This window comes from Chromobacterium sp. CCUG 30098, assembly GCF_059916605.1.
This window is the reverse complement of the sequence record NZ_JAUCGS010000003.1, coordinates 300,107-325,140: the sequence shown is the minus strand read 5'-3', so window position 1 is coordinate 325,140 and position 25,034 is coordinate 300,107. Positions and strand designations below refer to the sequence as shown.

At 62.7% G+C, this 25,034-nt stretch carries 21 protein-coding genes and 2 tRNA genes; 7 read left to right on the top strand and 16 right to left on the bottom strand.

All coding sequences use genetic code 11. From position 1 onward, the window contains the following. Position 1: 1 nt before the first annotated feature. Together QUG03_RS09730 and QUG03_RS09725 are read right to left on the bottom strand one after the other, a co-directional pair. A tRNA-Pro gene (locus QUG03_RS09730) sits at positions 2 to 78 on the bottom strand. A gap of 81 nt (positions 79 to 159) precedes the next feature. Then, positions 160 to 236, bottom strand: a tRNA-Pro gene (locus QUG03_RS09725). A gap of 94 nt (positions 237 to 330) precedes the next feature. Between QUG03_RS09725 and QUG03_RS09720 the strand changes: the two genes are divergently transcribed. The 3 genes from QUG03_RS09720 to QUG03_RS09710 all read left to right on the top strand — a co-directional run bounded on the left by QUG03_RS09720 (position 331) and on the right by QUG03_RS09710 (position 2,941). After that, a complete protein-coding gene (locus QUG03_RS09720; protein WP_500819911.1) occupies positions 331 to 1,314 on the top strand; it encodes a recombination-associated protein RdgC in 984 nt (327 codons plus the stop codon). A 559-nt stretch (positions 1,315 to 1,873) separates the two neighbouring features. Continuing rightward, a complete protein-coding gene (locus QUG03_RS09715; protein ID WP_235084170.1) occupies positions 1,874 to 2,014 on the top strand; it encodes a hypothetical protein in 141 nt (46 codons plus the stop codon). A 147-nt stretch (positions 2,015 to 2,161) separates the two neighbouring features. Then, the gene (locus QUG03_RS09710) at positions 2,162 to 2,941 is read left to right on the top strand and encodes a DODA-type extradiol aromatic ring-opening family dioxygenase (protein WP_227107143.1); all 780 of its coding nucleotides are present in this window, start codon (positions 2,162 to 2,164) and stop codon (positions 2,939 to 2,941) included. Here the strand turns inward: QUG03_RS09710 and QUG03_RS09705 are convergent. The 6 genes from QUG03_RS09705 to grpE all read right to left on the bottom strand — a co-directional run bounded on the left by QUG03_RS09705 (position 2,938) and on the right by grpE (position 10,001). After that, entirely contained in the window at positions 2,938 to 3,129 is a 192-nt protein-coding gene (locus QUG03_RS09705) for a hypothetical protein (protein WP_107798312.1), read from the bottom strand. The two genes, QUG03_RS09710 and QUG03_RS09705, sit on opposite strands and share 4 nt — an antisense overlap. Before the next feature lie 61 nt (positions 3,130 to 3,190). Next, positions 3,191 to 4,195: a porphobilinogen synthase gene (hemB, locus tag QUG03_RS09700; protein ID WP_500819910.1), complete on the bottom strand. Its 1,005-nt coding sequence runs from the start codon at positions 4,193 to 4,195 to the stop codon at positions 3,191 to 3,193. A 152-nt stretch (positions 4,196 to 4,347) separates the two neighbouring features. Then, positions 4,348 to 5,859 (bottom strand): alanine/glycine:cation symporter family protein, encoded by a 1,512-nt coding sequence (locus QUG03_RS09695; protein ID WP_500819909.1) that lies wholly within the window; start codon positions 5,857 to 5,859, stop codon positions 4,348 to 4,350. 274 nt (positions 5,860 to 6,133) lie between these two features. After that, positions 6,134 to 7,261, bottom strand: coding sequence for a molecular chaperone DnaJ (gene dnaJ / locus QUG03_RS09690; RefSeq protein WP_107798309.1), 1,128 nt, complete (start codon positions 7,259 to 7,261; stop codon positions 6,134 to 6,136). A gap of 143 nt (positions 7,262 to 7,404) precedes the next feature. After that, on the bottom strand, positions 7,405 to 9,336 hold the full coding sequence (gene dnaK, locus QUG03_RS09685; protein WP_107798308.1) for a molecular chaperone DnaK: 1,932 nt from the start codon (positions 9,334 to 9,336) through the stop codon (positions 7,405 to 7,407). Positions 9,337 to 9,452: 116 nt separating this feature from the next. Then, on the bottom strand, positions 9,453 to 10,001 hold the full coding sequence (grpE, locus tag QUG03_RS09680; RefSeq protein WP_253314286.1) for a nucleotide exchange factor GrpE: 549 nt from the start codon (positions 9,999 to 10,001) through the stop codon (positions 9,453 to 9,455). A 461-nt stretch (positions 10,002 to 10,462) separates the two neighbouring features. Between grpE and aceA the strand changes: the two genes are divergently transcribed. Together aceA and QUG03_RS09670 are read left to right on the top strand one after the other, a co-directional pair. Next, positions 10,463 to 11,761, top strand: a complete 1,299-nt coding sequence (gene aceA, locus QUG03_RS09675; protein ID WP_019101049.1) for an isocitrate lyase — start codon at positions 10,463 to 10,465, stop codon at positions 11,759 to 11,761. Positions 11,762 to 12,004: 243 nt separating this feature from the next. Then, a complete protein-coding gene (locus tag QUG03_RS09670; protein ID WP_107798306.1) occupies positions 12,005 to 12,559 on the top strand; it encodes a flavodoxin family protein in 555 nt (184 codons plus the stop codon). A 275-nt stretch (positions 12,560 to 12,834) separates the two neighbouring features. On the opposite strand, the gene QUG03_RS09665 is transcribed toward QUG03_RS09670, so the two are convergent. Beyond that, on the bottom strand, positions 12,835 to 13,812 hold the full coding sequence (locus tag QUG03_RS09665; protein ID WP_500819908.1) for an MBL fold metallo-hydrolase: 978 nt from the start codon (positions 13,810 to 13,812) through the stop codon (positions 12,835 to 12,837). Positions 13,813 to 13,906: 94 nt separating this feature from the next. Here QUG03_RS09665 and QUG03_RS09660 point away from each other — a divergent pair, with 94 nt between their 5' ends. Further along, the gene (locus QUG03_RS09660; RefSeq protein ID WP_500819907.1) at positions 13,907 to 14,818 is read left to right on the top strand and encodes a LysR family transcriptional regulator; all 912 of its coding nucleotides are present in this window, start codon (positions 13,907 to 13,909) and stop codon (positions 14,816 to 14,818) included. 127 nt (positions 14,819 to 14,945) lie between these two features. On the opposite strand, the gene mpl is transcribed toward QUG03_RS09660, so the two are convergent. Next, positions 14,946 to 16,334 (bottom strand): UDP-N-acetylmuramate:L-alanyl-gamma-D-glutamyl-meso-diaminopimelate ligase, encoded by a 1,389-nt coding sequence (gene mpl, locus QUG03_RS09655; RefSeq protein ID WP_500819906.1) that lies wholly within the window; start codon positions 16,332 to 16,334, stop codon positions 14,946 to 14,948. 225 nt (positions 16,335 to 16,559) lie between these two features. Between mpl and QUG03_RS09650 the strand changes: the two genes are divergently transcribed. Then, a complete protein-coding gene (locus QUG03_RS09650; RefSeq protein WP_500819905.1) occupies positions 16,560 to 18,662 on the top strand; it encodes a multicopper oxidase family protein in 2,103 nt (700 codons plus the stop codon). Between the two features lie 58 nt (positions 18,663 to 18,720). Here the strand turns inward: QUG03_RS09650 and QUG03_RS09645 are convergent, their stop codons facing one another. The 6 genes from QUG03_RS09645 to glyS all read right to left on the bottom strand — a co-directional run bounded on the left by QUG03_RS09645 (position 18,721) and on the right by glyS (position 25,021). Beyond that, positions 18,721 to 20,130, bottom strand: a complete 1,410-nt coding sequence (locus QUG03_RS09645) for a sodium:proton antiporter (protein ID WP_500819904.1) — start codon at positions 20,128 to 20,130, stop codon at positions 18,721 to 18,723. Between the two features lie 363 nt (positions 20,131 to 20,493). After that, entirely contained in the window at positions 20,494 to 20,874 is a 381-nt protein-coding gene (gloA, locus tag QUG03_RS09640) for a lactoylglutathione lyase (protein ID WP_107801660.1), read from the bottom strand. Positions 20,875 to 20,893: 19 nt separating this feature from the next. After that, positions 20,894 to 21,604, bottom strand: coding sequence for a M48 family metallopeptidase (locus QUG03_RS09635; RefSeq protein WP_227107131.1), 711 nt, complete (start codon positions 21,602 to 21,604; stop codon positions 20,894 to 20,896). Beyond that, positions 21,564 to 22,340 (bottom strand): lysophospholipid acyltransferase family protein, encoded by a 777-nt coding sequence (locus QUG03_RS09630; protein WP_107798303.1) that lies wholly within the window; start codon positions 22,338 to 22,340, stop codon positions 21,564 to 21,566. Before QUG03_RS09630 ends, QUG03_RS09635 begins: the two co-directional genes overlap by 41 nt. 26 nt (positions 22,341 to 22,366) lie before the next feature. Then, entirely contained in the window at positions 22,367 to 22,912 is a 546-nt protein-coding gene (gene gmhB / locus QUG03_RS09625) for a D-glycero-beta-D-manno-heptose 1,7-bisphosphate 7-phosphatase (RefSeq protein WP_019103520.1), read from the bottom strand. Between the two features lie 48 nt (positions 22,913 to 22,960). Next, positions 22,961 to 25,021 carry a glycine--tRNA ligase subunit beta gene (gene glyS, locus QUG03_RS09620; RefSeq protein WP_500819903.1) on the bottom strand — a complete coding sequence of 687 codons (2,061 nt, stop codon included), beginning with the start codon at positions 25,019 to 25,021 and terminating at the stop codon, positions 22,961 to 22,963. Between the last annotated feature and the right edge of the window lie 13 nt (positions 25,022 to 25,034).

The following is a 25,034-nucleotide window of genomic DNA, read 5'->3' as shown; positions in this document are numbered from 1 at the left end:
CTGGTCGGAGTGAGAGGATTCGAACCTCCGGCCTCTACGTCCCGAACGTAGCGCTCTACCAGGCTAAGCTACACTCCGTTTTACTGCCTTCAGCGCCAAGCGCCGAGGAGCAGAAATTTACTACATCCGATGCTTTCTGACAAGCTTTTTCTAATTGACTGGTCGGAGTGAGAGGATTCGAACCTCCGGCCTCTACGTCCCGAACGTAGCGCTCTACCAGGCTAAGCTACACTCCGACGACCATCTTCAAGCTTGTCCGAAAACCACCCCGCTGCTGTCTTGGCTGCGGTACAATCTGTGGCATCAGAGGACGCGCATTATGGAACAAATATGTGGTTTAGGCAACTATCTTTTTACCGTTTGAATCAAGACGACGCCCCTAACAACGAACAGCTTTCCGCCGCGCTGGAAAAGCGTCCATTCCAGCATTGCATGGGACTGGACTGGTTCAGCGAGGGCTGGGTGCCCGCCGCCGGCCACCTGGAGGCGCCGGTCTACGCCGTGCGCGGCTGCCAGATGGTGTCTTTGCGCCGCGAGGACAAAGTGCTGCCCTCCTCGGTGATCCGCGACTTCGTCGATTTGAAAGTCGCCGAGATAGAAGACAAGGAGTTGCGCAAGGTGGGCCGCAAGGAAAAGCTGGCCCTGAAAGAGCAGATCACCGACGACCTGCTCCCGCGCGCCTTCGTGCGCAGCAGCCGGATGAGCGCCTATCTGGACACCCGCCGCGGTTGGCTGATGGTGGACTCGGCAGCCGCCAGCAAGGCGGAGGCGCTGGTCTCCAAGCTGCGCGAAGCGCTGCCGCCCTTCCCCGCCGCGCTGCCGCGCACCAAGATCGCCCCGCACACCGCGATGACGGACTGGCTGGCGGCAGGCGAGGCGCCGGCCGGCTTTGAGCTGGATTCCGATTGCGAGCTCAAGGACAGCGGCGAAAACGGCGCGGTGGTGCGCTGCGCGCGCATCGACCTGACCGCGGACGAGATCCGCCAGCACATCGCCACCGGCAAGCAAGTGACCCGGGTTGGCCTGATCTGGCAGGAAAAGATCCGCTTCCAGCTGACCGATATGCTGCAGCTGAAGCGGCTGCAGTTCCTGGACCTGCTGCAAGACGAAGCCAGCCAGGCCGGCGATGACCGTGAAAGCCTGTTCGAAGCCACTTTCACCTTGATGAGCGAAGAACTGGGCGAACTGGTGGACGCGCTGGTCGCCGCGCTGGGCGGCCTGGAAGAAGCGACCAGCCCGGCGGCTGTCGCCCCGGCGCAGGACAAGCAGCCCGCCGTCGTCGTCGAAAACTCGGCGGAAGTGCCCTGGGACTAAGAGAGGGTTCGATGCTCGCCGCGCGCGCCGAGGCGAAGCACGGCGAGTGCGACATGCTCGCATGCAGCGTGCGCCGCCCAACTCTTTGACCGCAAGGCCTTGTCTCGCTCTGACGAGCGAGACTTGGACCGGCTCGCCGAGCCTTCCCGCCCCCGCAAGCGCTTCACGCTTGCGGGGGCGGCTCTTCATCGCTCCGTTCGCAAGCCTCATAGCAATCAGCTAAGCAGCAAGCAAAAACAATCAATTTAACAAATACAAAGCCTTAAGCGATACTCCGCATACCTTAGCAAGAGAGATCGCAATGAAAACATTCGACTGGCAAGCACTCTGGCTGGAAGTATGGGCCGGCTTCGCCTGGCTGCAATAAGAACGGCCAACAAAGCCCTGATACCGCCTTACGGCCCCCTGACGGAGCGAAGGATTCCGCCTTTCCCCTCCGCTCCGGCCCACGGCTTCGACGCCCCCGTTTCAAGCCTTCCGCCACAGCGGCCGCTCCTGCGCGAGCATTTATTTTGACATTCAAACAAGAATGATTATCATTAAAATATAGGAGCGTCAAATGACCATGTATCGACAACAGCTGAGAAGGTTGAAACGGCAGCCATTGAGCGACAGGCAGAGCAAGCGCAACTGGCGGCGCATCATGGGCATCCTCATCTTCATTGCCGGCTGTGCCATCCTGCTTGGCGGATTGAGTTAAAACCGGAATAGGCCGTCCCTTTGCAAGACGAGCCGCCGCATCGCCAAATTGTTTCCAACGAGTAAACAATAAAGCCAATAAACTGCGGTTTATCAGAGAATCGCCGTGGCTTAAGCTGAAGCCATCTCTTGAATGAAAGCTTCAGCCATGACTGCTCGCCTACCTGCGCTGTTCATCTCGCACGGCGCCCCCACCCTGGTGCTGGAAGACAGCCCAAGCCGCCATTTCATCGCCCAACTGGGAACGGAGTTGCCGCGCCCGCGCGCCATCGTCATCGTTTCCGCGCACTGGGAAACCCGCGGCCTGGTGGTCAACCACAAGCCAAACCCGGAAACCATCCACGACTTCTACGGCTTTCCCGAGGCCCTGTACCAGCTGAATTACCCGGCCCGCACCGATGCGCAGCTCTGCGCGCGCCTGCACGAATTGTTCGCCGCCGCCGGACTGCCGGCGCAGAGCACCGAACAACGCGGACTGGATCACGGCGCCTGGACGCCGCTGATGCTGATGTACCCGCAGGCGGACATCCCCATCGTCAATCTGTCGCTGCCGCATCAAGCGCCGGCCGCTGAACTGATGCGCATCGGCGAGGCGCTGCGCCCGCTGCGCGACGAAGGCGTCCTGATCATCGCCTCCGGCAGCTACACCCACAATCTGCGCGCGCTGGCCCCGGAAGGCTCGGCGCCGGCGCCGTGGGCGCTGGCCTTCCGCGATTGGCTGGACCAGCAGTTGCTGAACGACGCCCGGGACACGCTGGCCGACTGGCTGCAGCAAGCGCCCTATCCGCGCCACAACCATCCCAGCGACGAACACATCGCCCCGCTGTGGGTGGCGCTGGGCGCCGGCACCCCGGGCGCGCCCGCGCTCAAGCTGCACGACGACTGGCGCATGGGCAATCTGTCCATGGCCAGCTGGCGCTTCGACTAGCCGCCCGCCGCCGGCGGCGCCTTGTCGTCGTCTTCCTCGTCTTCGTCGTCCCAGCCCAAGGGCTTGACCCCGGGCGGCAGATCCGGCGGCGGCTCACGCCGGGACAGCCGGATCAGGATGCCCAGCGCCGTCGCCGCCGGCGCGGCGGCGATGAGAATCCAGAACAGGGTGGAATGCATCAAATCCATGTCCGCTCCCATGCAAAACGCCCCGGCCTGAGCCGGGGCGCGATGGCTTGTCCGCCTGCGCTCAGCGTTGGTGCAGCAAACGCGCCGCGTCCAGCGCGAAATAGGTCAGGATGCCGTCCGCTCCGGCGCGCTTGAACGCGATCAGGCTTTCCAGCATGCACTTTTCCTCGTTCAGCCAGCCGTTCTGGAAGGCGGCCTTCAACATCGCGTACTCGCCGGACACCTGATAAGCGAAGGTCGGCACCCGGAACGTGTCTTTCACTCGACGGATCACGTCCAGATAGGGCATGCCCGGCTTGATCATCACCGCGTCGGCGCCCTCTTCCAGATCCTGCGCCACTTCCTGGATCGCTTCGTCCAGATTGGCCGGGTCCATCTGGTAGTTGTTCTTGTCGGCCTTGCCCAGATTGCCGGATGAACCCAAAGCGTCGCGGAAGGGGCCGTAGAAGCCGGACGCGTACTTGGCCGAATACGCCAGAATCTTGGTGTGGATGAAGCCCTCCTCCTCGAAAGCCTCGCGGATCGCGCCGATGCGTCCGTCCATCATGTCGGACGGGCCGAACATGTCCACGCCGGCCTCCGCGTGACAGAGGCCTTGCTTGATCAGGATTTCGGTGGTTTCGTCGTTGAGCACGTAGCCGCTCTCGTCCATCACCCCGTCCTGGCCGTGAATGGTGTACGGGTCCAGCGCGCCGTCGGTCATCACGCCCAGCTCGGGGAAGCGTTTCTTCAATTCGCGAACCACGGTCGGCACCAGGCCTTCGGGGTTGTAGGCCTCTTGCGCGCTATTGTCCTTGCCCGATTCGATCACCGGGAACAGCGACAGCATCGGGATGCCCAGTTCCAGCGCCTGTTCGGCGGTGTATAGCAGCTTGTCCAGCGTTTGGCGCGGCGCGCCCGGCATCGACGGCACTTCCACCACCCGGTTCTGCCCTTCCATCACGAATACCGGATAGATCAGATCGTTGGCGGTCAGCACGTTTTCACGCATCAGGCGGCGGGAGAATTCATCCTTGCGCATGCGGCGCATGCGGGTGGCGGGAAAATAGCGATTGGCGAAAATCATGACAATTCCATTAGAAGGATTAGCCCGGCCATTGTACGCCTGTTGCCGCCGACCCGCAGCGGATGCCGGCCGGCAAAACAGAGTGTTCTGGATTTTGCACGCCGGCTTTGCGGACAGCGCCGGAAACCGCCGCCGTCCGCGTTCTCCTGAGCTCAGCGCTTACGCGGCGCCAGCTCGCCTTCCTCCGCGGCCTTGCCGGACTGCGCCGCCAATTCCGCGGCCAGATTGTCCTCCGCGCGCCGTCCTTCCCAGTAGGCGGCGTTGACGATGCCCAGCGCTTCCGGATGGAACACCGGGTCCAGGCCGCGCGCTTTCTGCGCCTCATAGTCCCGCAGGCAGGCCAGCGCCGGTTTTTGCATCAAGACGATGGCGATGATGTTGAGCCAGGCCATCAGGCCGACTCCGATATCGCCCAGACCCCAGGCCAGATCCGCGGTCTTGACCGTGCCGTACACCGTTGCCGCCATCAAGGCGATCTTCAGCACAAAGCTCAGCCAGGGCAGCTGAATCTTGCGGTTGATGTAGGCGATATTGGTTTCGGCGATGTAGTAGTAGGCGACGATGGTGGTGAAGGCGAAAAAGAACAGCGCCAGCGCCACGAAGATGGAGCCGAAGCCCGGCATGATGCTTTCCATCGCGATCTGCACATAACCCGGCCCCGCCGCCACGCCGGCGATGCCGGTGTACATGGCCTGGCCTTCCGGACCCTGCACATTGTATTGGCCGGTGATCAGCAGCATGAAGGCGGTGGCGGAGCAAACGAACAAGGTGTCGATATAGACCGAAAAGGCTTGCACCAGGCCCTGTTTGGCCGGATGCGACACCGCCGCGGCGCTGGAGGCGTGCGGGCCGGTGCCCTGACCGGCTTCATTGGAATACACGCCGCGCTTCACCCCCCACTGGATGGCCAGGCCGAGAATGGCGCCGAAACCGGCCTCCATGCCAAACGCGCTTTTCAGCACCAGCGCCATCACGCCGGGCAGCTGCTCGATGTTCAAGGCGATGATTACGCAGGCCACGATGATGTAGCCCAAGGCCATGAAGGGCACCACCGCGCCGGCGAACAGCGCGATGCGCTTGACCCCGCCGAAGATGATGAAGCCCAGAATGATGGCCAGCACCGCCGCGGTGACGGTGGGCGCGATGCCGAAGGCGGTGTTCAGCGAGGCGGCGATGGAATTGGCCTGCACGCCCGGCAACAATACGCCGGTGGCGACGATGGTGGTGATGGCGAACAGCCAGGCGTACCACTTCAAGCCCAGACCCTTCTCGATGTAGAAAGCCGGTCCGCCGCGATACTGGCCGTCGATCTTTTCCTTGTAGACCTGGCCCAGCGTCGATTCGACGAAGGCCGAACTGGCGCCGAGGAAGGCTACCATCCACATCCAGAAGATGGCGCCCGGGCCGCCGAAAGTGATCGCGGTGGCGACGCCGGCGATATTGCCGGTGCCGACGCGGCCGGCCAGCGTCATCGCCAGCGCCTGGAACGAGGACACGCCGCTGGCGCTGCTCTCGGTATTGAACATCAGGCGCAGCATTTCCCGGAAGTGGCGCAATTGCAGGAAACGCGTGCGCACGGACAAGTAAAGACCCACGCCCAGACATAGGTAAATCAGCGCCGGGCTCCAGATGACGCCGTTGACGGCGTTGACCAAATCTTCCATGACATTCTCCTTTGAGCGAAGCCAAGCTCACCGCGCTGATGCAGGGTGGCCCGGATAATTTTTATGTTTTCGCTCCGGAGCGGGGTTCCGGAGCCCCACCAAGATAAGGCCGGATACCGGAACCCTCCAGATAATTCATTTTAAAAAATCGCTCATTACAACAAGTTACTCAAAAATAGTTGACCACCAAAAATATTTATGTTCCAACAAAAAAACGGCAAGCGCGTGCTTGCCGTTTTGTCGTCCGCGACCGCGAGGGTCGCTGAGAGACGTCTTAACCGAAGAAATCCTTCAACTTGTCCATGAAGGACTTGGAGCGCGGATTGTGAGTGGCCACGTCGCCCTGGCTGATGGCGTCGAATTCGCGCAGCAGCTCTTTCTGACGTTCGGTCAGCTTGACCGGAGTTTCCACCACCACATGGCAATGCAGATCGCCGTAATCGGTGCCGCGCACCGCTTTCACGCCCTTGCCGCGCAAGCGGTAGACGCGTCCGCTCTGGGTTTCCCCCGCGATCTTGACCTTGGCCATGCCGTCCAGCGTCGGGATTTCCACTTCGCCGCCCAGCGCCGCGGTGGAGAAGGAGATCGGCATCTCGCAATGCAGGTCCATGCCGTCGCGCTGGAACACCGCGTGCGGCTTGATGTGGGTGACCACGTAAAGGTCGCCGGACGGTCCGCCGTTCTGGCCCGGCTCGCCTTCGCCGGACAGACGGATGCGGTCGCCCTCGTCCACGCCGGGCGGAATCTTCACGTTCAGCGTTTTGTTGGTCTTTTTCTGGCCCGCGCCGTGGCAGCTGGTGCAGGGATCGGTAATCTGCTTGCCGGTGCCGTGGCAGGTGGGGCAAGTCTGCTGAATGGAGAAGAAGCCCTGGCTCATCCTCACCTGGCCGTGGCCGCCGCAGGTGGAGCAGGTCTTGGGCTGGGTGCCGGGCTTGGCGCCGCTGCCGTGGCAGACTTCGCATTCTTCGTGCGAAGGGATGCGGATCTGCTTCTCGCAGCCGCGGGCCGCCTCTTCCAGCGAGATTTCCATGTTGTAGCGCAGGTCCGCGCCGCGATAGACGTTGGAACGCCCGCCTCCGCCGCCGCCGGAGCGGCCGCCGCCGAAGATATCGCTGAAAATGTCGGCGAAGTCGCCGAAACCGCCAAAGCCCGCGCCGCCGCCGGCGCCGGCCTGCGGGTCCACGCCGGCATGGCCGAACTGGTCGTAAGCGCCCCGCTTCTGGCTGTCGGACAGAATCTCGTAGGCTTCCTTGACCTCTTTGAACTTCTCTTCCGCTTCCTTGCTGTCCGGATTACGGTCCGGGTGATACTTCATCGCCAGCTTGCGGTAAGCCTTTTTGATGTCGTCGTCGGAGGCGTCGCGGTTGACGCCCAACACATCGTAGTAATCTTTCTTGGACATGTTCCTGTCTCTCTCAAATTCAGTCGGCTCGGGAAGCAAGCCCCCTAGCGCGGCCGGCCACCATACGCCAATGACCGGTCCGGGCCGCGGAACACTCCGGCGGGCCCGGCCCGGTCATCAGGCGTCAAGACATCGGCTGGCGATTAAGCCTTGTCTTTCTTCACTTCTTCGAACTCGGCGTCGACGACGTTGCCGTCTTCCTGCTTGCCGGCCTGAGCGTCCGCGCCGCCCTGCTGGGCGCCGGCTTCAGCCTGCTGAGCCTGGGCGTACATGATTTCGCCCAGTTTCTGGCTGGCCTTGGCCAGTTCTTCGGTCTTGGCTTCGATCTCGGCCTTGTCTTCGCTCTTGGCCACTTCCTCGGCCGCCTTCACCGCGTCTTCGATCTTGGCCTTCTCGGCGGCGTCGATCTTGTCGCCGTGCTCGGCCAGCGATTTCTTCACGCTGTGGATCAGGCCTTCCGCCTGGTTGCGGGCGGTCACCAGCTCGTGCAGCTTCTTGTCTTCCTCGGCGTTGGCCTCGGCGTCCTTCACCATTTGCTGGATCTCGGCTTCGGACAAGCCCGAGGAAGCCTGGATGGTGATGTTGGCCTGCTTGCCGGAAGCCTTGTCCTTGGCCGACACGTGCAGAATGCCGTTGGCGTCGATGTTGAATTCCACTTCGATCTGCGGAATGCCGCGCGGCGCCGGCGGAATGTCGCCCAGATTGAACTGGCCCAGGCTCTTGTTGGCGGAAGCCTTTTCGCGCTCGCCCTGCAGCACGTGGATGGTCACCGCGGTCTGGTTGTCGTCGGCGGTGGAGAACACCTGCGACGCCTTGGTCGGGATGGTGGTGTTCTTCTGGATCAGCTTGGTCATCACGCCGCCCAGGGTTTCAATGCCCAGCGACAGCGGGGTCACGTCCAAGAGCAGCACGTCCTTGCGGTCGCCGGACAGCACCGAACCCTGGATCGCGGCGCCCACGGCCACGGCTTCGTCCGGGTTCACGTCCTTGCGCGGCTCCTTGCCGAAGAACTCCTTAACTTTTTCCTGCACCTTGGGCATGCGGGTCTGGCCGCCGACCAGGATCACGTCGGAGATTTCGTTGACCGACAGGCCGGCATCCTTCAGCGCCACGCGGCACGGCTCGATGGAGCGCTCGACCAGGTCTTCCACCAGGCTTTCGAACTTGGCGCGGGTGATCTTCATCGCCAAGTGTTTCGGGCCGGTGGCGTCCATGGTGATGTAGGGCAGGTTCACTTCGGTCTGAGTCGCGCTGGACAGCTCGATCTTGGCCTTTTCCGCCGCTTCCTTCAGACGCTGCAGCGCCATCACGTCGTTCTTCAGGTCCACGCCCTGTTCGCGCTTGAACTCGGTCACGATGTAGTCGATCACGCGCTGGTCGAAGTCTTCGCCGCCCAGGAAGGTGTCGCCGTTGGTCGACAGCACTTCGAACTGATGCTCGCCGTCCACGTCGGCGATTTCAATGATGGACACGTCGAAAGTGCCGCCGCCCAGGTCGTACACCGCGATCTTGCGGTCGCCTTCCTGCTTGGACAGGCCGAAAGCCAGCGCCGCGGCGGTCGGTTCGTTGATGATGCGCTTCACTTCCAGACCGGCGATGCGGCCGGCGTCCTTGGTGGCCTGACGCTGGCTGTCGTTGAAGTAGGCCGGCACGGTGATCACCGCCTCGGTCACTTCCTCGCCCAGATAGTCTTCCGCGGCCTTCTTCATCTTGCGCAGCACTTCGGCGGAGAGTTGCGGCGGAGCCAGTTCCTGGTCGCGCACTTTGACCCAGGCGTCGCCGTTCTTGGCTTTCAGGATTTCGAAAGGCATCAGGTCGATGTCTTTCTGCACTTCCTTGTCTTCGAAGCGGCGGCCGATCAGGCGCTTGGCGGCGTAAATGGTGTTGCGCGGGTTGGTCACCGCCTGGCGTTTGGCCGGCGCGCCGACCAGGATTTCGCCATCGTCCATATAGGCGATGATGGACGGAGTGGTGCGAGCGCCTTCGGCGTTCTCGATCACCTTGGGCGCGCCGCCCTCCACGACAGATACGCAGGAGTTGGTGGTGCCCAAGTCGATGCCAATGATTTTACCCATGTCGAAGTTCCTTTATCTCAATTCGTTTCAGCGGCCATTTGTTCGATAGCGACCGCCTGTTGTCTCAATAGGTATTGGCTATGCCCATTATTTCAAGAGGAGCACGCCGCCCTTTTTTATGCTTTTGCCTTGGCGACCACGACCATGGCCGGACGCAGTACGCGATCGGAGATCTGGTAGCCTTTTTGCATCACGCGCACGATGGTGTTGGGTTCGGCGTCGGCCTCTTCCGCGCTCATCGCCTGGTGCTGATGCGGGTCCAGCTTGTCGCCTGTCTGGGGAGCGATGTCCTTGATCTGCGCCTTGTCGAAGGCGGACACCAATTGCTTCAGCGTCATGTCCACGCCCATCTTCAGGGTGTCGATCTGGCCGCTCTGGTCCAGCAGCGCCATTTCCAGATAGTCCTTCACCGACACCAGCTCGCCGGCGAACTTGGAGATTGCGTATTTGTGCGCGGCGGCCACGTCTTCCTGCCCGCGGCGGCGCTGGTTTTCCAGATCGGCGCGGGCGCGCAGCAGCGCGTCCTTCAGTTCGGCCACTTCCGCGTCCAGCGCGGCGATGCGTTGCTCCGCGCTCAGCTCTTGCTCTACGGCCTGCTCCGCCACCGTCGCGTCGATATTGTCATTGTCCACGGCGTCTGCCGCGATGTTTTGCTTGTCCTGCATGGCGATTCCTCGGATTTGGATTCAGCGGTACGAATAGTCCCGACTCAAGGTAGGGGCTTCGTCGCGGAATTCAAGCCCTGAGAACGACTGAACGGCTTCAGACCGTCATCCTAGGCGTCCCAAACCCCGATGTGCGTTTGCGGACTTTTATTTTCTAAAAGCAAACGCTTGAGCGAGTCGCAATATTCGTTTTAGGAAAGTTGCTGTTAGCTTTTGAAAATCAAACATTTTCTTTGTGCTGCACTGCACACAAGCGTTTTTATTTGTGCTAATAATTGAGCCACACCCGCAAGTGCTCCGCCCGAACAGCCGCTATCCGCAAGGCTGACACGGCGGACATGCCGAGCCGGCCCCATGAGGGCCGACCGCAAGAAAATCCGGAAAACCGGATAGCCAGATCGCTTAATGAGGACGCCGGCGTCTGCCGGCGCGCACAGAAACGTATCGAGAAGGGTTTTAGCATGACGACTCGCGAACAACGCATTGCAGCCATCCAGAAAGACTGGAACGAGAATCCCCGCTGGAAAGGCATCAAGCGCGGCTACAGCGCCGCCGATGTGGAGCGCCTGCGCGGCTCGTTGCAGATTGAGTACTCCTTGGCGCGCAACGGCGCGGACAAGCTGTGGGGCCTGCTCCACAGCGAGCCGTACATCAACTGTCTGGGCGCGCTGACCGGCGGTCAGGCCATGCAGCAGGTCAAGGCCGGCGTCAAGGCCATCTATCTGTCCGGCTGGCAAGTGGCCGCAGACAACAATGAATACTCGGCGATGTATCCGGACCAGTCGCTTTATCCGGTTGACTCGGTGCCCAAGGTGGTGGAACGCATCAACAACGCCTTCACCCGCGCCGACGAAATCCAGCATTCCAAGGGCGTGGCCCAGGGCGACGCCGGCTTCATAGACTACTTCGCCCCCATCGTGGCGGACGCCGAAGCCGGCTTCGGCGGCGTGCTGAACGCCTATGAGCTGATGAAGGCGATGATACGTGCCGGCGCCGGCGGCGTGCACTTCGAGGACCAGCTGGCCTCGGTGAAGAAGTGCGGCCACATGGGCGGCAAAGTGCTGGTGCCCACTCAGGAAGCGGTGCAGAAGCTGATCGCCGCGCGCCTGGCCGCCGACGTCTACGGCGTGCCCACCCTGGTGATCGCCCGCACCGACGCCGAAGCCGCCGATCTCTTGACCAGCGATTGCGACGAGCGCGACCGCCCCTTCCTGACCGGCGAGCGCACCGCCGAAGGCTTCTACAAGACCAAGAAGGGTCTGGAGCAGGCGATCAGCCGCGCCATCGCCTACGCCGACTACGCCGATCTGGTCTGGTGCGAGACCGGCACTCCGGATCTGGAGTTCGCGCGCAAGTTCGCCGAAGCGGTGCACGCCAAGCATCCGGGCAAGCTGCTGGCCTACAACTGCTCGCCGTCCTTCAACTGGAAGAAGAATCTGGACGACGCCACCATCGCCAAATTCCAGCGCGAGCTGGGCGCGATGGGCTATAAGTACCAGTTCATCACTTTGGCCGGCATCCACAATATGTGGTACAACATGTACGACCTTGCGCAAGATTATGTTGCCCGCGGCATGTCCGCCTATGTCGAGAAAGTGCAGGAGCCGGAGTTCGCCGCTCGCGAACGCGGCTACACCTTCGTGTCCCATCAGCAGGAAGTGGGCACCGGCTACTTCGACGACGTCACCACCGTGATCCAGGGCGGCCAGTCCAGCGTCACCGCGCTGACCGGTTCCACCGAGGAAGAGCAGTTCCACTAAACCGCCGCCGTTCACGCCGAGAAAACGCCCACGACCGTGGGCGTTTTTATGTGTTCTGCGCGGTAAAACACCGCTCTTCGGACGCAGGGCCCGCAACGCAGCAAACCGATGGGATTGTTTAATTCAGCTAAATAATTAATTCACCCGGCGGCGCTTTTTCAATTCTTCATCATCGCCAATACTGGGCAAAGGCCTGCCGCGCGGCAGGCCTTTCTTCATTCACGGCAATATGAAAGGCCCGTCATGGCAAAAGTCGTCGTCGTTTATCACTCCGGTTACGGTCACACCCAGCAAGTGGCCCAGCATGTCGCCGCCGGCGCCAGTGCGCAGTTGCTGGCCATCGACGCCGAGGGCAATCTGCCCGCCGGCGCCTGGGATCTGCTGAACAGCGCCGACGCCATCATCTTCGGCTCGCCCACCTATATGGGCAGCCCGAGCTGGCAGTTCAAGAAATTCGCCGACGCCAGTTCCAAGGTCTGGTTCACCCGCGGCTGGCAGGACAAGGTGTTCGGCGGCTTTACCAATAGCGCCAGCCTGAACGGCGACAAGCAGGTGTCGCTGATCTATCTGCAAACCCTGGCTTCCCAGCACGGCGGTCTGTGGGTCAGCCTGGGCCTGCTGCCCAGCAACGCCAAGAACGCCAGCCGCGAGGACATCAACAACCTGGGCGGCTCGGTGGGCCTGCTGGTGCAATCCCCGTCCGACGCCAGCGTCGACGAAATCCCGCAAGGCGATCTGGACACCGCCAAGGCCTATGGCCAGCGCGTGGCCGGCATCGCCGCCAAATTGCGCGGCTAACAGCCTGTTCAAAACCTACTGTGTTTCATCACGACGAGTACAGGCTCGAATATTCATGGACCACTTGACATTCCGCGTCTTCAGCCGTTTTCGCCTTGTCCCACTCTTGCTCATGAGACGTTGAACAGGCTCTAAGCTCCTGTTCAAAGTTTTTCATGATGCCCGCGAGATGGCAAAAGTCCACAATCTAGACGAGCGCAGCAGCCCAAGCCAGAGGGAAACACCCCCTCTGGCTTGGCTTGGCAACAGGCTCCATGAAAAACTTGGAACCTCCTCTATGGCAAAAGCGCCAACGGACGATCATCATAGTGAACAGGCACCCAGACATATCCTCCATCCGATTTCCGGAGGTGACCAATGCCGGGAAAGGGCAGATGGGGGCCGGCCATCAGGGACCGTTCAGAGGCGGTCTTGGCGAAAAACAGCTTGCGTACGGTCCGAGCCCGCGAAGAATCCGTATCGAAACCGATTGTAAGCGCTGGGTCATCAAACTGGATGGTGGAATGAATCATGTCTCCCACAAAGCGGATCTTCTTGTTCTCGCGCTCCAGTGTAAAAACCGCACTGCCTGGCGTATGGCCTCTGTACACGGTTGCAGTGATGCCGGGCACCACTTCGGACGCGCCTGAGAATAGTTTGATTTTTCCTCCATTGACATAGGGACGCAGCATTTTCTCGGCAATTTCTGACGACCCAGCATCCGCATGAGGCACCGAGGAACGTACCGGCTGCAGATAGAAAGCCAGGTCAGCCTCGCTGATGTGTATGGTCGCATTGCGGAAGACAGCCTCCCCCCCCAGCACCAGCCCGCCGATATGGTCGAGGTGGGCATGGGTAATCAGAATGTCATCAATCTGATCGGGTTGGACACCTGCCACCGTCAGACTTTCCATCAATCGGCTGACATTGCCTCCGAACAATTCGCCGCTTCCTGTGTCGACAAGCACGCGACGCCCGCCGGTTTCAACCAAGAAGACGTTGATCGACGTCCGCACCGGATTCTCCAGAAAGCCTCGCACCAGAAGCTGATCGATACGCTTCGGTGCGGCGCCCTGCAATAGCTTATGCAAGTCCAAATCCACAGTTCCGGCCGACAGCGCGGTGACCCTGGCGTCGCCCAGCGCTAGCCGGTACACGCTGGGGAGCTGCTTGATGGCAGCCTCGTGCTCGCTTGGTGTGCTGGCGAAAGAAGGCAGTACCGGAGCCATCAAAGCCAATCCCAAGATAGCTATCAACAATGGATATCGTTTCATAGTGACAGCCTCTATTTGTCGGTGATTTTTTCAACGTGGCACCATTGTCGACACTGACATATCATTCGTCAAATGCATGAAGTGAAACCTATATATGCAAAAATCGGATATCAGTTCTATCGACCTGAACCTGCTGAAGTTCCTTGACGCGTTGCTGCGTGAACGCAACGTCACCCGAGCAGGTGCCAGGCTGAATTTGAGTCAGCCTGCGGCCAGCCGCGCGCTGGGCCGATTACGCCTGCTGTTCAAAGACAAGGTGGTCATTCGTACACCGAACGGCGTCGAGCCCACACCTAGAATGCTGGCCATGGAGCCGCTCGTGACAAGAGTGCTGGAAGATGTCCGCATCATCGTGGCACCTCCGCGATTCGAGCCATCCACTACGCAGCACCGCTTCACCATCGCGTGTCTCGATCACATCGCTTCAATAGTGTTGCCCACACTGGTTGGACACATCGAAAAAGATGCGCCTGGGGTAAAGTTGGAAGTCCCTGCCCCCAACGGCAACAACATCAGCTCCGTTGGCCAGGGAGATGCGGATATTGCTCTGGGCGTGTTCGAGGACGGGCAACTGCCTGCAGGATTCTATCGACGCTGGCTCTACGACGAGGACCTAGTCTGCGTGGTTCGACGCGGCCACCCGATCCTGTCCTCCCAACTGACGCTAGCAAAGTTCGCTGCACAATCCCATGTGGTAGTCACCATCACCGGGCAGGGGAATGCCATGATCGATACTGCTCTCGCCAGCCAAGGAAAGAGCCGCCAAGTCGCAGTGCGCCTGCCACACTTCTTGGTTGCTCCAATGATCGTGGCGGAGAGCGATCTGGTGCTCTCCCTGCCCAGGCGGCTGGCCTCCCACATTGCGCAATGCGCCCCACTCGAACTGGTGGAGTTACCACTGAAGGTCGATATGTTTTCTCTGTCGATGATCTGGCACGAGCGAACTCATGGCGATCCCGCACAGATATGGCTGCGCCGCCAAATTACCGAGCTGCTTCAGGAATGATCAACACCTTCAATACACCTCGGCTACGGAACGAACGCTGGGGCTTTACCGTAGAGATCGTAAACAAGTTCTAAAAACATATTTACGATCTCTCGCGCCAAGACAAAGGAAACCAGTACCCCTTTCTTTATGCCTGCGCCCCGCGCGCGGCCAGTTGCTCCAGCAGCTTCTGGTGAATGCCGCCGAAACCGCCGTTGCTCATCACCAGCACATGGTCGCCGGGACGGGCCGCGGCGGCCACCGCTTGCAGCAGCGCGTCGAAATCGTTGAAGGTCTGCGCGCGCTCGCCCAGCTCGGCCAAGGCCTCGCCGGGATTCCAGCCCAGATTGGCGGCGGAGCAGAACACCAGATCGGCGTCGGCCAGAGAGGCCGGCAGCGCCGCCTTCATCGTGCCCAGCTTCATGGTGTTGGAGCGCGGCTCCAGCACCGCCAAGATGCGCTCGCCGCCCACCTTGTGACGCAAACCGGCCAGGGTGGTGGCGATGGCGGTGGGATGATGGGCGAAGTCGTCGTACACCGTGACGCCGGCCGCCACGCCGCGCACTTCCATACGCCGCTTGACGTTCTGGAAGCGCGACAGCGCGTCGATGGCGCTGTTCACCGCCACGCCGACATGGCGGGCGGCGGCGATCGCCGCCAGCGCGTTCAGACGATTGTGTTCGCCCATCAGATCCCAGCGCACCCGGCCCTGAAGCCGGCCGTCGAGCAGCACGTCGAAGTGGCCGTTGGCCTCCGCCGCACCCAGCTGCCAGCCGGCGTCCGCGCCGAAGCGCTCCACCGGCGTCCAGCAGCCGCGTTCCAGCACCCGATCCAGGCTGGCCTCGCGGCCGTTGCTGACGATCAGGCCCTGGCCCGGCACCGTGCGCACCAGGTGATGAAACTGGATTTCTATCGCCGCCAGGTCGGCGAAGATGTCGGCGTGGTCGAACTCCAGATTGTTCAGCACCGCGGTGCGCGGCCGGTAATGGACGAATTTGGAACGTTTGTCGAAGAAGGCGGTGTCGTATTCATCGGCCTCAATCACGAAGAAGGGGCTGACGCTGGCCGCGTCCTGACGCGGCGCGCCGGGCAGGCGCGCCGACACGCCGAAGTTCTGCGGAATGCCGCCGATCAAGAAGCCCGGCGCCAGGCCGGCGTCCTCCAGTATCCAGGCCAGCATCGAGCTGGTGGTTGTCTTGCCGTGGGTGCCGGCCACCGCCAGCACCCACAAATCCTTGAGCACGTTTTCCGCCAGCCACTGCGGGCCGGAAATATACGGCAGCCCGCGGTTGAGGATTTCCTCCATCAGCGGCTTGCCGCGCGTCACCACATTGCCCACCACGAAGATGTCCGCGCCAATATCGGCCTGCTCCGCGCCGAAGCCCTGAATCAGCTCGATGCCCATGGCTTCCAGCTGGGTGCTCATCGGCGGGTAAACATTGGCGTCGCAGCCGGTGACCTTGTGACCGGCCTGTTTGGCGATAGCGGCGATGCCCCCCATGAAGGTGCCGCAAATGCCCAGGATATGGATGTGCATAGTTCGGTTCAGCGTATTGAAACGGCAAAACGGCAAGCATACCGGAAAGCGGCCGCCGCCGACATCCGGGCTCGCAAGCCGGGGCGCGGCCGGCCGCGCCTGTCCTTCGGATCAGGCCCGTCCGACAAAACATGACATTCAGCTTAAACGGCGTCGATCTGGAACTAGGCTGAATTGGCCGCCCTGCAACTGTTCATGGGCAAACACGCCAATTCGGAGACCAAGATGAATATGCTCAAAGCTCGCTTCGCTCCCTTTCCGCTGGGCCTCGCCGCGCTGCTGCTCGCGGCGCCCGGCCACGGCGAAGACCTCCCGCAGATAGACAACCCGCCGCAGTTGCTGGCTATCCCGACCGCTCAGCCCGCCGGCGCGCTCAATACCGCCGCCCTGCTCCGCGCGCCGCTGGAGCTTGACCAGCCGCAGGCCGCCCCGCGCGAAGTCGCCTACGATCTGGACATCCGCTATCGCTACGGCTGGATTCGCAATCCTTCGCTGGAACGTCCCGGGCAGATCCATTACGACAAGGTCGCGCTGCGCAGCTACCTGCCCGGCGCGCTCAGCCCGGTCGCGACGCCGGCATCCTCTCAGCCCAGCGCCACGCCCTTCATCGCCCCGCTGATCGAGGTCTACCCCGGACAAACCGTGCGCATCGGCCTGAACAACAAGCTGAACCGCGACGCCGACGGCAAACCCATCCGCGACCCCAGCTGTACCGACCAGGGCGGCAGCGGCAACCAGCCCCATTGTTTCAACGGCACCAATCTGCATACCCACGGACTCTGGATCAATCCGGCGGGCAATAGCGACAATGTACTGATCTCCATCAATCCCGGCGTCAGCTTCCAGTACGAGTACAACATTCCGCCCGACCACCCGGCCGGCACCTTCTGGTATCACACCCATCGCCACGGCTCCACCGCGCTGCAAGTGTCCAGCGGCATGGCCGGCGCGCTGATCGTGCGCGGCACGCGGCAACCCACCCAGCAACAGAACGGCGACATCGACACCCTGCTGCGGCCCTATGCCGGGGTCAACTTCCGCGAACGGGTGCTGGTGTTTCAGCAGATCCAGTACGCCTGCCGCTTCAAGGCCGGACAATACAAGGGCATGATCAAGACCTACGGCAACACCGCCACCCCGCCCAATGAGGAGGACCAACGCTATCGCTGCGACGGCGACGACGTGGGCGGCATAGAAGGCTACGACCAGTTCGGCCCCAAGACCTGGCAAGAGTCCGGCCGCTACACCAGCATCAACGGCGTGGTCTTGGGCAAGATGGCCCAGGCGCGGGCCGGCGACGTGGAACGCTGGAGAATGGTGCACGCCGGCGTGCGCGACACCATCAACCTGAAACTGCGCCGCCTCAGCGACAATGCGCCGCCGCTGGCCGGCCTGTTCGCCAGGCAGATGGACGATTACGTCGCCCGCTATTGCAGCAGCGGCACGGAGCTGGACCTGCCCTTGATCGCCGCAGACGGCCTGACCATGGGCAAGGTGCAAACCCGCAAGAGCGTAGTGTTCCAGCCCGGCTATCGCTGGGACGCTCTGGTGTCCTTCCCCAGCGCCGGCAAATACTGCCTGATCAACGACGTCAAGGTCAGCAGCACCATAGACCGCTCGGCGCCGTCGGCCCGCTTGCTGGGCGTGGTGGACGTTGCGCCCGGCCAGGCTTCGCGTCCGTTGCAGGAGGTGTTGATCGGCGCCGCCCGCGCCCACTTTCCGTCCGCCGTCGCCACCAAGGTCAGCGCGGAACTGCGCAACGGGATGAAGCTGAGCAGCTTTGTGCCGCATCCGGACATAAGCCCCCAGGAAGTGACGGGAACCCAGACGCTGACGTTCAACATCGACGTGTCCCAACCCGGCGCCGCCTTCTTCCAGGTGGACGGCAAACCCTATGCCGGCGAACGCATAGACCGCACCCTGAAGCTGGGCGGCGTGGACGAGTGGACGCTGCGCTCCGACTTCGTCAGCCACCCCTACCATATCCACGTCAACCCGTTCCAGATCGTCAAGATAGTAGACCCCAAGGGCAACGACATTAGCGCGGAAGGCGCGCCGGATTCGATGGACCCGGGCGATACGCAATACAGCGGCCTGAGAAACGTCTGGAAAGACACTTTATGGGTGAAAAACATCGAAGCCAGCAATGACCCGAAAATTGCCGCGGCCGGCCGCTACACCATCACCATCCGCACCCGCTATCAGCGCTATATCGGCGACTTCGTGCTGCATTGCCATATCCTGGATCACGAGGACCAGGGCATGATGCAGAATATTCGCATCGCGCTGCCGGACGGCAGGGGCGGCACCGCCCTCGGCCATCATTGACCGGCCCGCCATGAAAAAAGCCCGCGGCAGCGGGCTTTTTTACCGAAGGACGGCCGACTCAGAAGAAAATCAGCGTCATCAGCACGAACAGCGGCAGCAAGATGACGCAGGACCAGCCCAGATAGCCGAAGAAGCTCGGCATCTTCACATGGCGGTGCTCGGCGATGGCCTTGACCATAAAGTTGGGCGCATTGCCGATATAGGTGTTGGCGCCCATGAACACCGCGCCCATGGAGATCGCCAGCAGAGTGTCCGCCATCGGCCCCATCAGCACTTGGGCGTCGCCGTGGGCCAGGTTGAAGAACACCAGATAGGTGGGCGCATTGTCCAGGAAGCTGGACAGGATGCCGGTCATCCAGAAATACATCGCGTTGACCGGCTGGCCGTTGGCGTCGGACACCATGTGCACCAGGCCGGCCAGGTGGCCGTCGGCGCCGGCTCGCAGGATGGCGATCACCGGACCGATGGTGATGAAGATGCCGGCGAACAGCTTGCCCACTTCCAGGATGGGATCCCAGTTGAATTCATTGCCGGCGCGCACCTGCTTGGGCGTGATCCACAGCGAGGCGAAGGCCAGGCCGATCAGCGCCAGATCGCGGACGATGTTCTGCAACTCCACAGGGGTGCCCATGATGTCGAACACCACGCCCGGCTTCCAAACGCCGGACATCAGCACCGCGCCGACGATGCCGGCCAGCAGGAAGAGATTGCGCTTGCCGTGCAGCTTGATCGGCTTGTCCTTGGAACGGTCGATTTCCGGCAGCGCGCCCGCCTGCGCTTCCTTCTTGAAGAAATAGCTGTCCAGCGCGTAGAAAATGGCCAGCAGCGCCAGCGACAACACCAACACCGGCAGCGCCATATGCTGCACCGTCCAGCCGAAGCTGACGCCTTTGAGGAAGCCCAGGAACAGCGGCGGGTCGCCCAGCGGGGTCAGACCGCCGCCGATATTGGCCACCAGGAAGATGAAGAACACCACCACGTGCACATTGTGCTTGCGCTTCTCGTTGGCGCGCAGCAGGGGGCGGATCAGCAGCATCGCCGCACCGGTGGTGCCCATGATGGAGGCCAGCGCCGTGCCTATCGCCAGAATGGCGGTGTTGAGTTTGGGCGAACCGTGCAAGGAGCCCCACACCAGGATGCCGCCGGACACGGTGTACAGCGAGAACAGCAGCACGATGAAGGGTATGTATTCGCCGAACAGCGCGTGGACGATCAACGCTGTCGAAGTGCCCAGGCCGTAAGACACGGCGAAGGGCGCCAGGAACAGCACGGTCCACATCGCGGTGATCTTGCCGAAGTGATGGTGCCAGATGCCCGGCGCGAATATGGGGAACAGCGCGATGGACAGCAGAATGCCGGCGAACGGCAGCCCCCAGGCCAGGCTCAGCGTGGCGCCGTCCAGTTCCGCGGCTTGCACCAGCGCCGGCAGCAGGGCCAGCGCGGCGGCGCTCAAGAGTGTTTTGGTCATTTATCTTCCCGAGGGCATGACGCCCATTGATAAAAGCGCCATCGCCTGCTTCAAGACGAGCTTGGACAGGCTATGCAAAGTATGGATTCCGGCGATATTGTTGAAGCGCAAGAGCAGCCGGATGCCCTTGCGCTGACGCTTCCCAGTCAGGCCGGCATGCATCCGCGCGGCGCGGAAGCGGCGCGCTTGATTTAGGCCCAAACGGTTACAAAGCGTTACATCGTCCCATAACTCGGGCAGTCCGGACAAGGAAAACCGGTATCGGAAGCAAGTGTTTTTGCGCGATTGCCACGCTAATTAAGCATTTGATGAAACAAGGCCGGCGGCGCTACGCCGTCGGCCTTGTCTGCGGAGACGAACGCCTCAGCGCTGGATGAATTCGATCTTGTAGCCGTCCGGGTCTTCGACGAAGGCGATCACCGTGGTGCCGTGCTTCATCGGACCGGCTTCGCGCGTCACCTTGCCGCCCTTGGCGCGCACCATGTCACAGGCGGCGTAAGCGTCCGGCACTTCGATGGCGATGTGGCCGTAAGCGTTGCCCAACTCGTAGGATTCGGTGTCCCAGTTGTGGGTCAGCTCCAGCACCGTCTGCTCTTCTTCCGCGCCGTAGCCGACAAAGGCCAGGGTGAAGCGGCCGTCCGGATAATCCTGGCGGCGCAGCAATTTCATATCGAGCACTTCCTGGTAAAACGCCAGCGAGCGCTCCAGATTGCCCACTCGCAGCATGGTGTGCAGTAAACGCATCATCACTCTCCTTAATTCATCAATCAAAATGGAACAGCCCGGCGCCGTGCAGCTTCAACCAGCGCCGCGCCGCCTGCCAGTCCGGGTACAGGCGCGCAGTCTCCGCCCAGAACGCCGGTGAATGGTTCATGTGTTCCAGATGGGCCAGCTCATGGGCGATCACGTAATCCAGCACCGCCGGCGGCGCCTGCAGCAAGCGCCAGTTCAGCCGGATCACCCCGGCCGCAGTGCAGCTGCCCCAGCGCGTGCGCGCCGACGACAGCTGCAGGCCGCTGGGCCGGCGCCGGCAGGCGCGCGCCAGTGCCTCCATCCGCGCCGGAAAACGCAAGGCCGCCTCTCGTTTGAAGAAACGGCATACCGCCTGCTTCAAAGCGGCCGCGTCGCCCTCGACGATACCGGTAACAATCAAGCCCTCCGCCGACAGCCTGGCCGTGCGCCGCACGCCGGCCGCCAGCACGATGGGCAGAGCCTGACCCTGCCAACTCAGTTGGCTGAGATCCTCGGCTTGCCGCCGCGCCTGCCTTTGCCGCGCCACATGGCCGGCGATCCAGTCGCGGCGCTCCAACAGCACTTCGCGCAGACGGGCGGCGCTGACCGCCGGATGCGCGACCAGCTCCACCCTGCCCGCGCTGACCCGTATGCCCACGCTTTTGCGCGGGCGCCGGGTCAGCACCACGTCCACCTCGCCGTCAGGCAGCGGCAGACGCAGCCAGACGTTTGCGCTTTTCATCCGCGTCCGCGAACGGGCCGACGCCGCCGATCTCGCGCTGGCGCGCCTCGATCCACTGCTCGGCTTCCTTCATCATCGCCTCGGGCCCCAGCTCTTCGCTCGGCACAATGGGCTTGCCCACCACCACGGTGATCTCGCCGGGGTATTTCAGGAAGGCGTTGCGCGGCCAGAATTCGCCGGCGTTGTGAGCCACCGGCACCAGCGGCATGTCGAACTGCTTGGCCATGCGCGCCGCGCCCAGCTTGTATTTGCCCGCCACGCCCGGCTTGGTGCGGGTGCCTTCCGGGAATACCGTGATCCAGAAGCGGTGACGCTTGCGTTCCAGCCCCTGTTCCAGCAGACGCTGGTTGGCGTTGGCGCGGTCGGAGCGGTTGATGATGATGGGGTTCATCAGCACCAGGCCCCAGCCGAACACCGGAATCCAGGTCAGCTCGCGCTTGGCCACGTACACCTGCCACGGAAAGATCTTCTGCAAGGCCAGCGTTTCCCAGCCGGACTGGTGCTTGGAACAGATCACCGACGGCTGCTCAGGCAGGTTTTCCGCGCCCAGCACCTTGTATTTCAGGCCGATCACGTGCTCCAGCATCCACAGCAGGCTCAAGGCCCAGCTGACGCCGAACACATGGCGCGCGCGGCGCGGCAGCGGCGCGGACAGCAGCAGCAAGAAGAAGAAGAGCGGCGTGACGATCATCAGCACCAGCCAGTACAGCAGGTTACGAAGCCATAAACTCAGCATGCTTGGAACACTATCCTTTTCTGAAATCAACGTTCGCGGGAATCGATCAGATATTCCGCGGCGTCGTACAAATCGTCGAACACCAGGGTGCCGGCCGGCAGTTCGCCGTCGGCCAGCGTCTTGGCGCCCTTGCCGGTCTTGACCAGGATGGGCAGGCCGCCCACCGCCGCCACTGACTCCAGGTCGCGCCGGCTGTCGCCGATCAGCGGCAAACCGTCCAGCTTCACATTGAAGCGCTCCGCGATCTCCAACACCATGCCCGGCAGCGGCTTGCGACAGTCGCAGCCAGCGCTGGGGCCGTGCGGACAGAACAGCACCGCGTCGATGCGGCCGCCGGCCTGGCCCACCAGCCTATGCATCTTCTCGTGCATGGCGTTGAGCGCCTGCATGTCGAACAAGCCGCGGCCGATGCCGGATTGATTGGTGGCCACCACCACGCGCCAACCGGACTGGGTCAGATTGGCGATCGCCTCCAGGCTGTGCTCGATCGGCACCCATTCCGCCGGCGATTTGACGAAATCGTCGCGGTCTTCGTTGATCACGCCGTCGCGGTCGAGTATCACTAGTTTCACGGTTTTCCCCGTCCAGAGCGCCGGGGCGGCCGCGGCCGCCCCATCGGATTACTCCGCCAGCAGCGAGATGTCCGCCACGCGGTTGAACAAGCCGGCCAGACGCGCCAGCAAGGCGATGCGGTTGTTGCGCACCGCGGCGTCGTCCGCCATCACCATCACGCCGTCGAAGAAGGCGTCCACCGGCGCGCGCAGCGAGGCCAGCTGAGTCAGCGCGGCGGCGAAGTCGCGGGCGGCGAACTTATCGTCCACCTGCGGCGCCAACTGCTCGACGGCGGCGAACAACGCCTGCTCGGCCGCTTCGCCCAGCAGCGCCGGATTCACCGCGCCCACTTCGCCTTCCACCTTCTTCAGGATGTTCTTCACCCGTTTGTTGGCGGCGGCCAGCGCGGCCGCTTCCGGCAGCGCTTTGAAAGCGGCCACGGCGGACAAGACCGCGCGCACTTCCGCCAGCCGGCTGGGCGAGAGCGCCAGCACCGCGTCGATCTCGTCGCCCTTGTAATCGGCGGCGAGGAAGTTCTTCAGGCGGTCCATCATGAAGCCGAACACCTCGTCGGCCACGGTGGCGGACAGCTTGCCGGCCGGGAAGGCCGCGGCGACGATGTTCAGCAGCGCCTTCAGGTCCAGATCCGCGTCCAGCGCCATGCGCACCACGCCCAGAGCGGCGCGGCGCAGGGCGAATGGATCCTTGTCGCCGGTGGGGATCAGGCCTATGCCCCAGATGCCGACGATGGTTTCCAGCTTGTCCGCCAACGCCACCGCGGTGGCGATCTTGCCTTCCGGCAGCGTGTCGCCGGCGAAACGCGGGTGGTAATGGCCTTCGATGGCGGCGGCCACTTCGGCGTGCTCGCCGTCGAACTGGGCGTAATACATGCCCATCACGCCCTGCAGCTCGGGGAATTCGCCCACCATGCCGGACACCAGGTCGGCCTTGGCCAGATAGGCGGCGCGGGCGGCCAGCGCGGCGTCGGCGCCCAGCTCATGGGCGATGGCGCCGGCGATGCTCTGCAAGCGCTCCACGCGCTCCAGCTGCGAACCGATCTTATTGTGGTAGACCACATTGGCCAGACGCGGCAGCCGGCTGTCCAGCCGCGCCTTCTGGTCCTGTTCGAAGAAGAACTTGGCGTCGGACAGGCGCGCGCGCAGCACGCGCTCGTTGCCGCCGACGATGAAGGACGGGTCCGCGGTTTCCAGGTTGGACACCAGCAGGAAGCGGTTCATCAGCTTGCCGGAGGCGTCCAGCAGCGGGAAGTATTTCTGGTTCTGCTGCATGGTCAGGATCAGGCATTCCTGCGGCACGCGCAGGAATTCGGCCTCGAAGCCGGCTTCCAGCACCACCGGCCATTCCACCAGGCCGGTCACCTCGTCGAACAAGGCCTCCGGCGCGGCGATGGTGGCGTTCAGGCGGGCGGCGGCCTCGGCCAGCTTGTGGCGGATCAGTTCGCGGCGTGCGTCGAAGCTGGCCACCACCTTGCCGGACTCATGCAGGGTGCGGGCGTAAGCGTCGGCGTTGGCCACGGTCACTTCGCCCTCGGACAGGAAGCGATGGCCGCGGGTGCGTTGGCCGCTGTGCAGGCCCAGCACCTCGCCCGGCACCACCGCGTCGCCGTGCAGCATGATCAGGCCGTGCACCGGACGCACGAACTGCACGTCCAGGCTGCCCCAGCGCATCAGCTTGGGCGCCGGCAGCTTTTTCAGCGCCAAGGCCACCACGTCGGCCAGCACCGCGGCCAGCGGCTGGCCCTGCTTGACGCTCTCGTAGACGTACACGTCCTGCTTGCCGTCGCTCATCGTGGACAGTGCGGACACGTCCACGCCGCAGGAGCGGGCGAAACCGGCCAGCGCCGGCGTGGGCTGGCCGTCTTTCATCCCGGCGGCCACGGCCGGGCCCTTGCGGCTAATCTTCTGGTCCGGCTGCAAGGCGGCCACATCGGCCAACTGCACCGCCAGGCGGCGCGGCGAGGCGTAGACCGTCGCTTCGGCGTCGGCCGGCGCGAACTGCATCTTTTTCAGTTCGTCGCCTATGGTCTGGGCAAAGCTGGCGGCCAGCTTTTCCAACGCTTTGGGCGGCAGCTCCTCGGTGAGCAGCTCAATCAGCAATGTCTGGTTCATATTCACTCTAAAA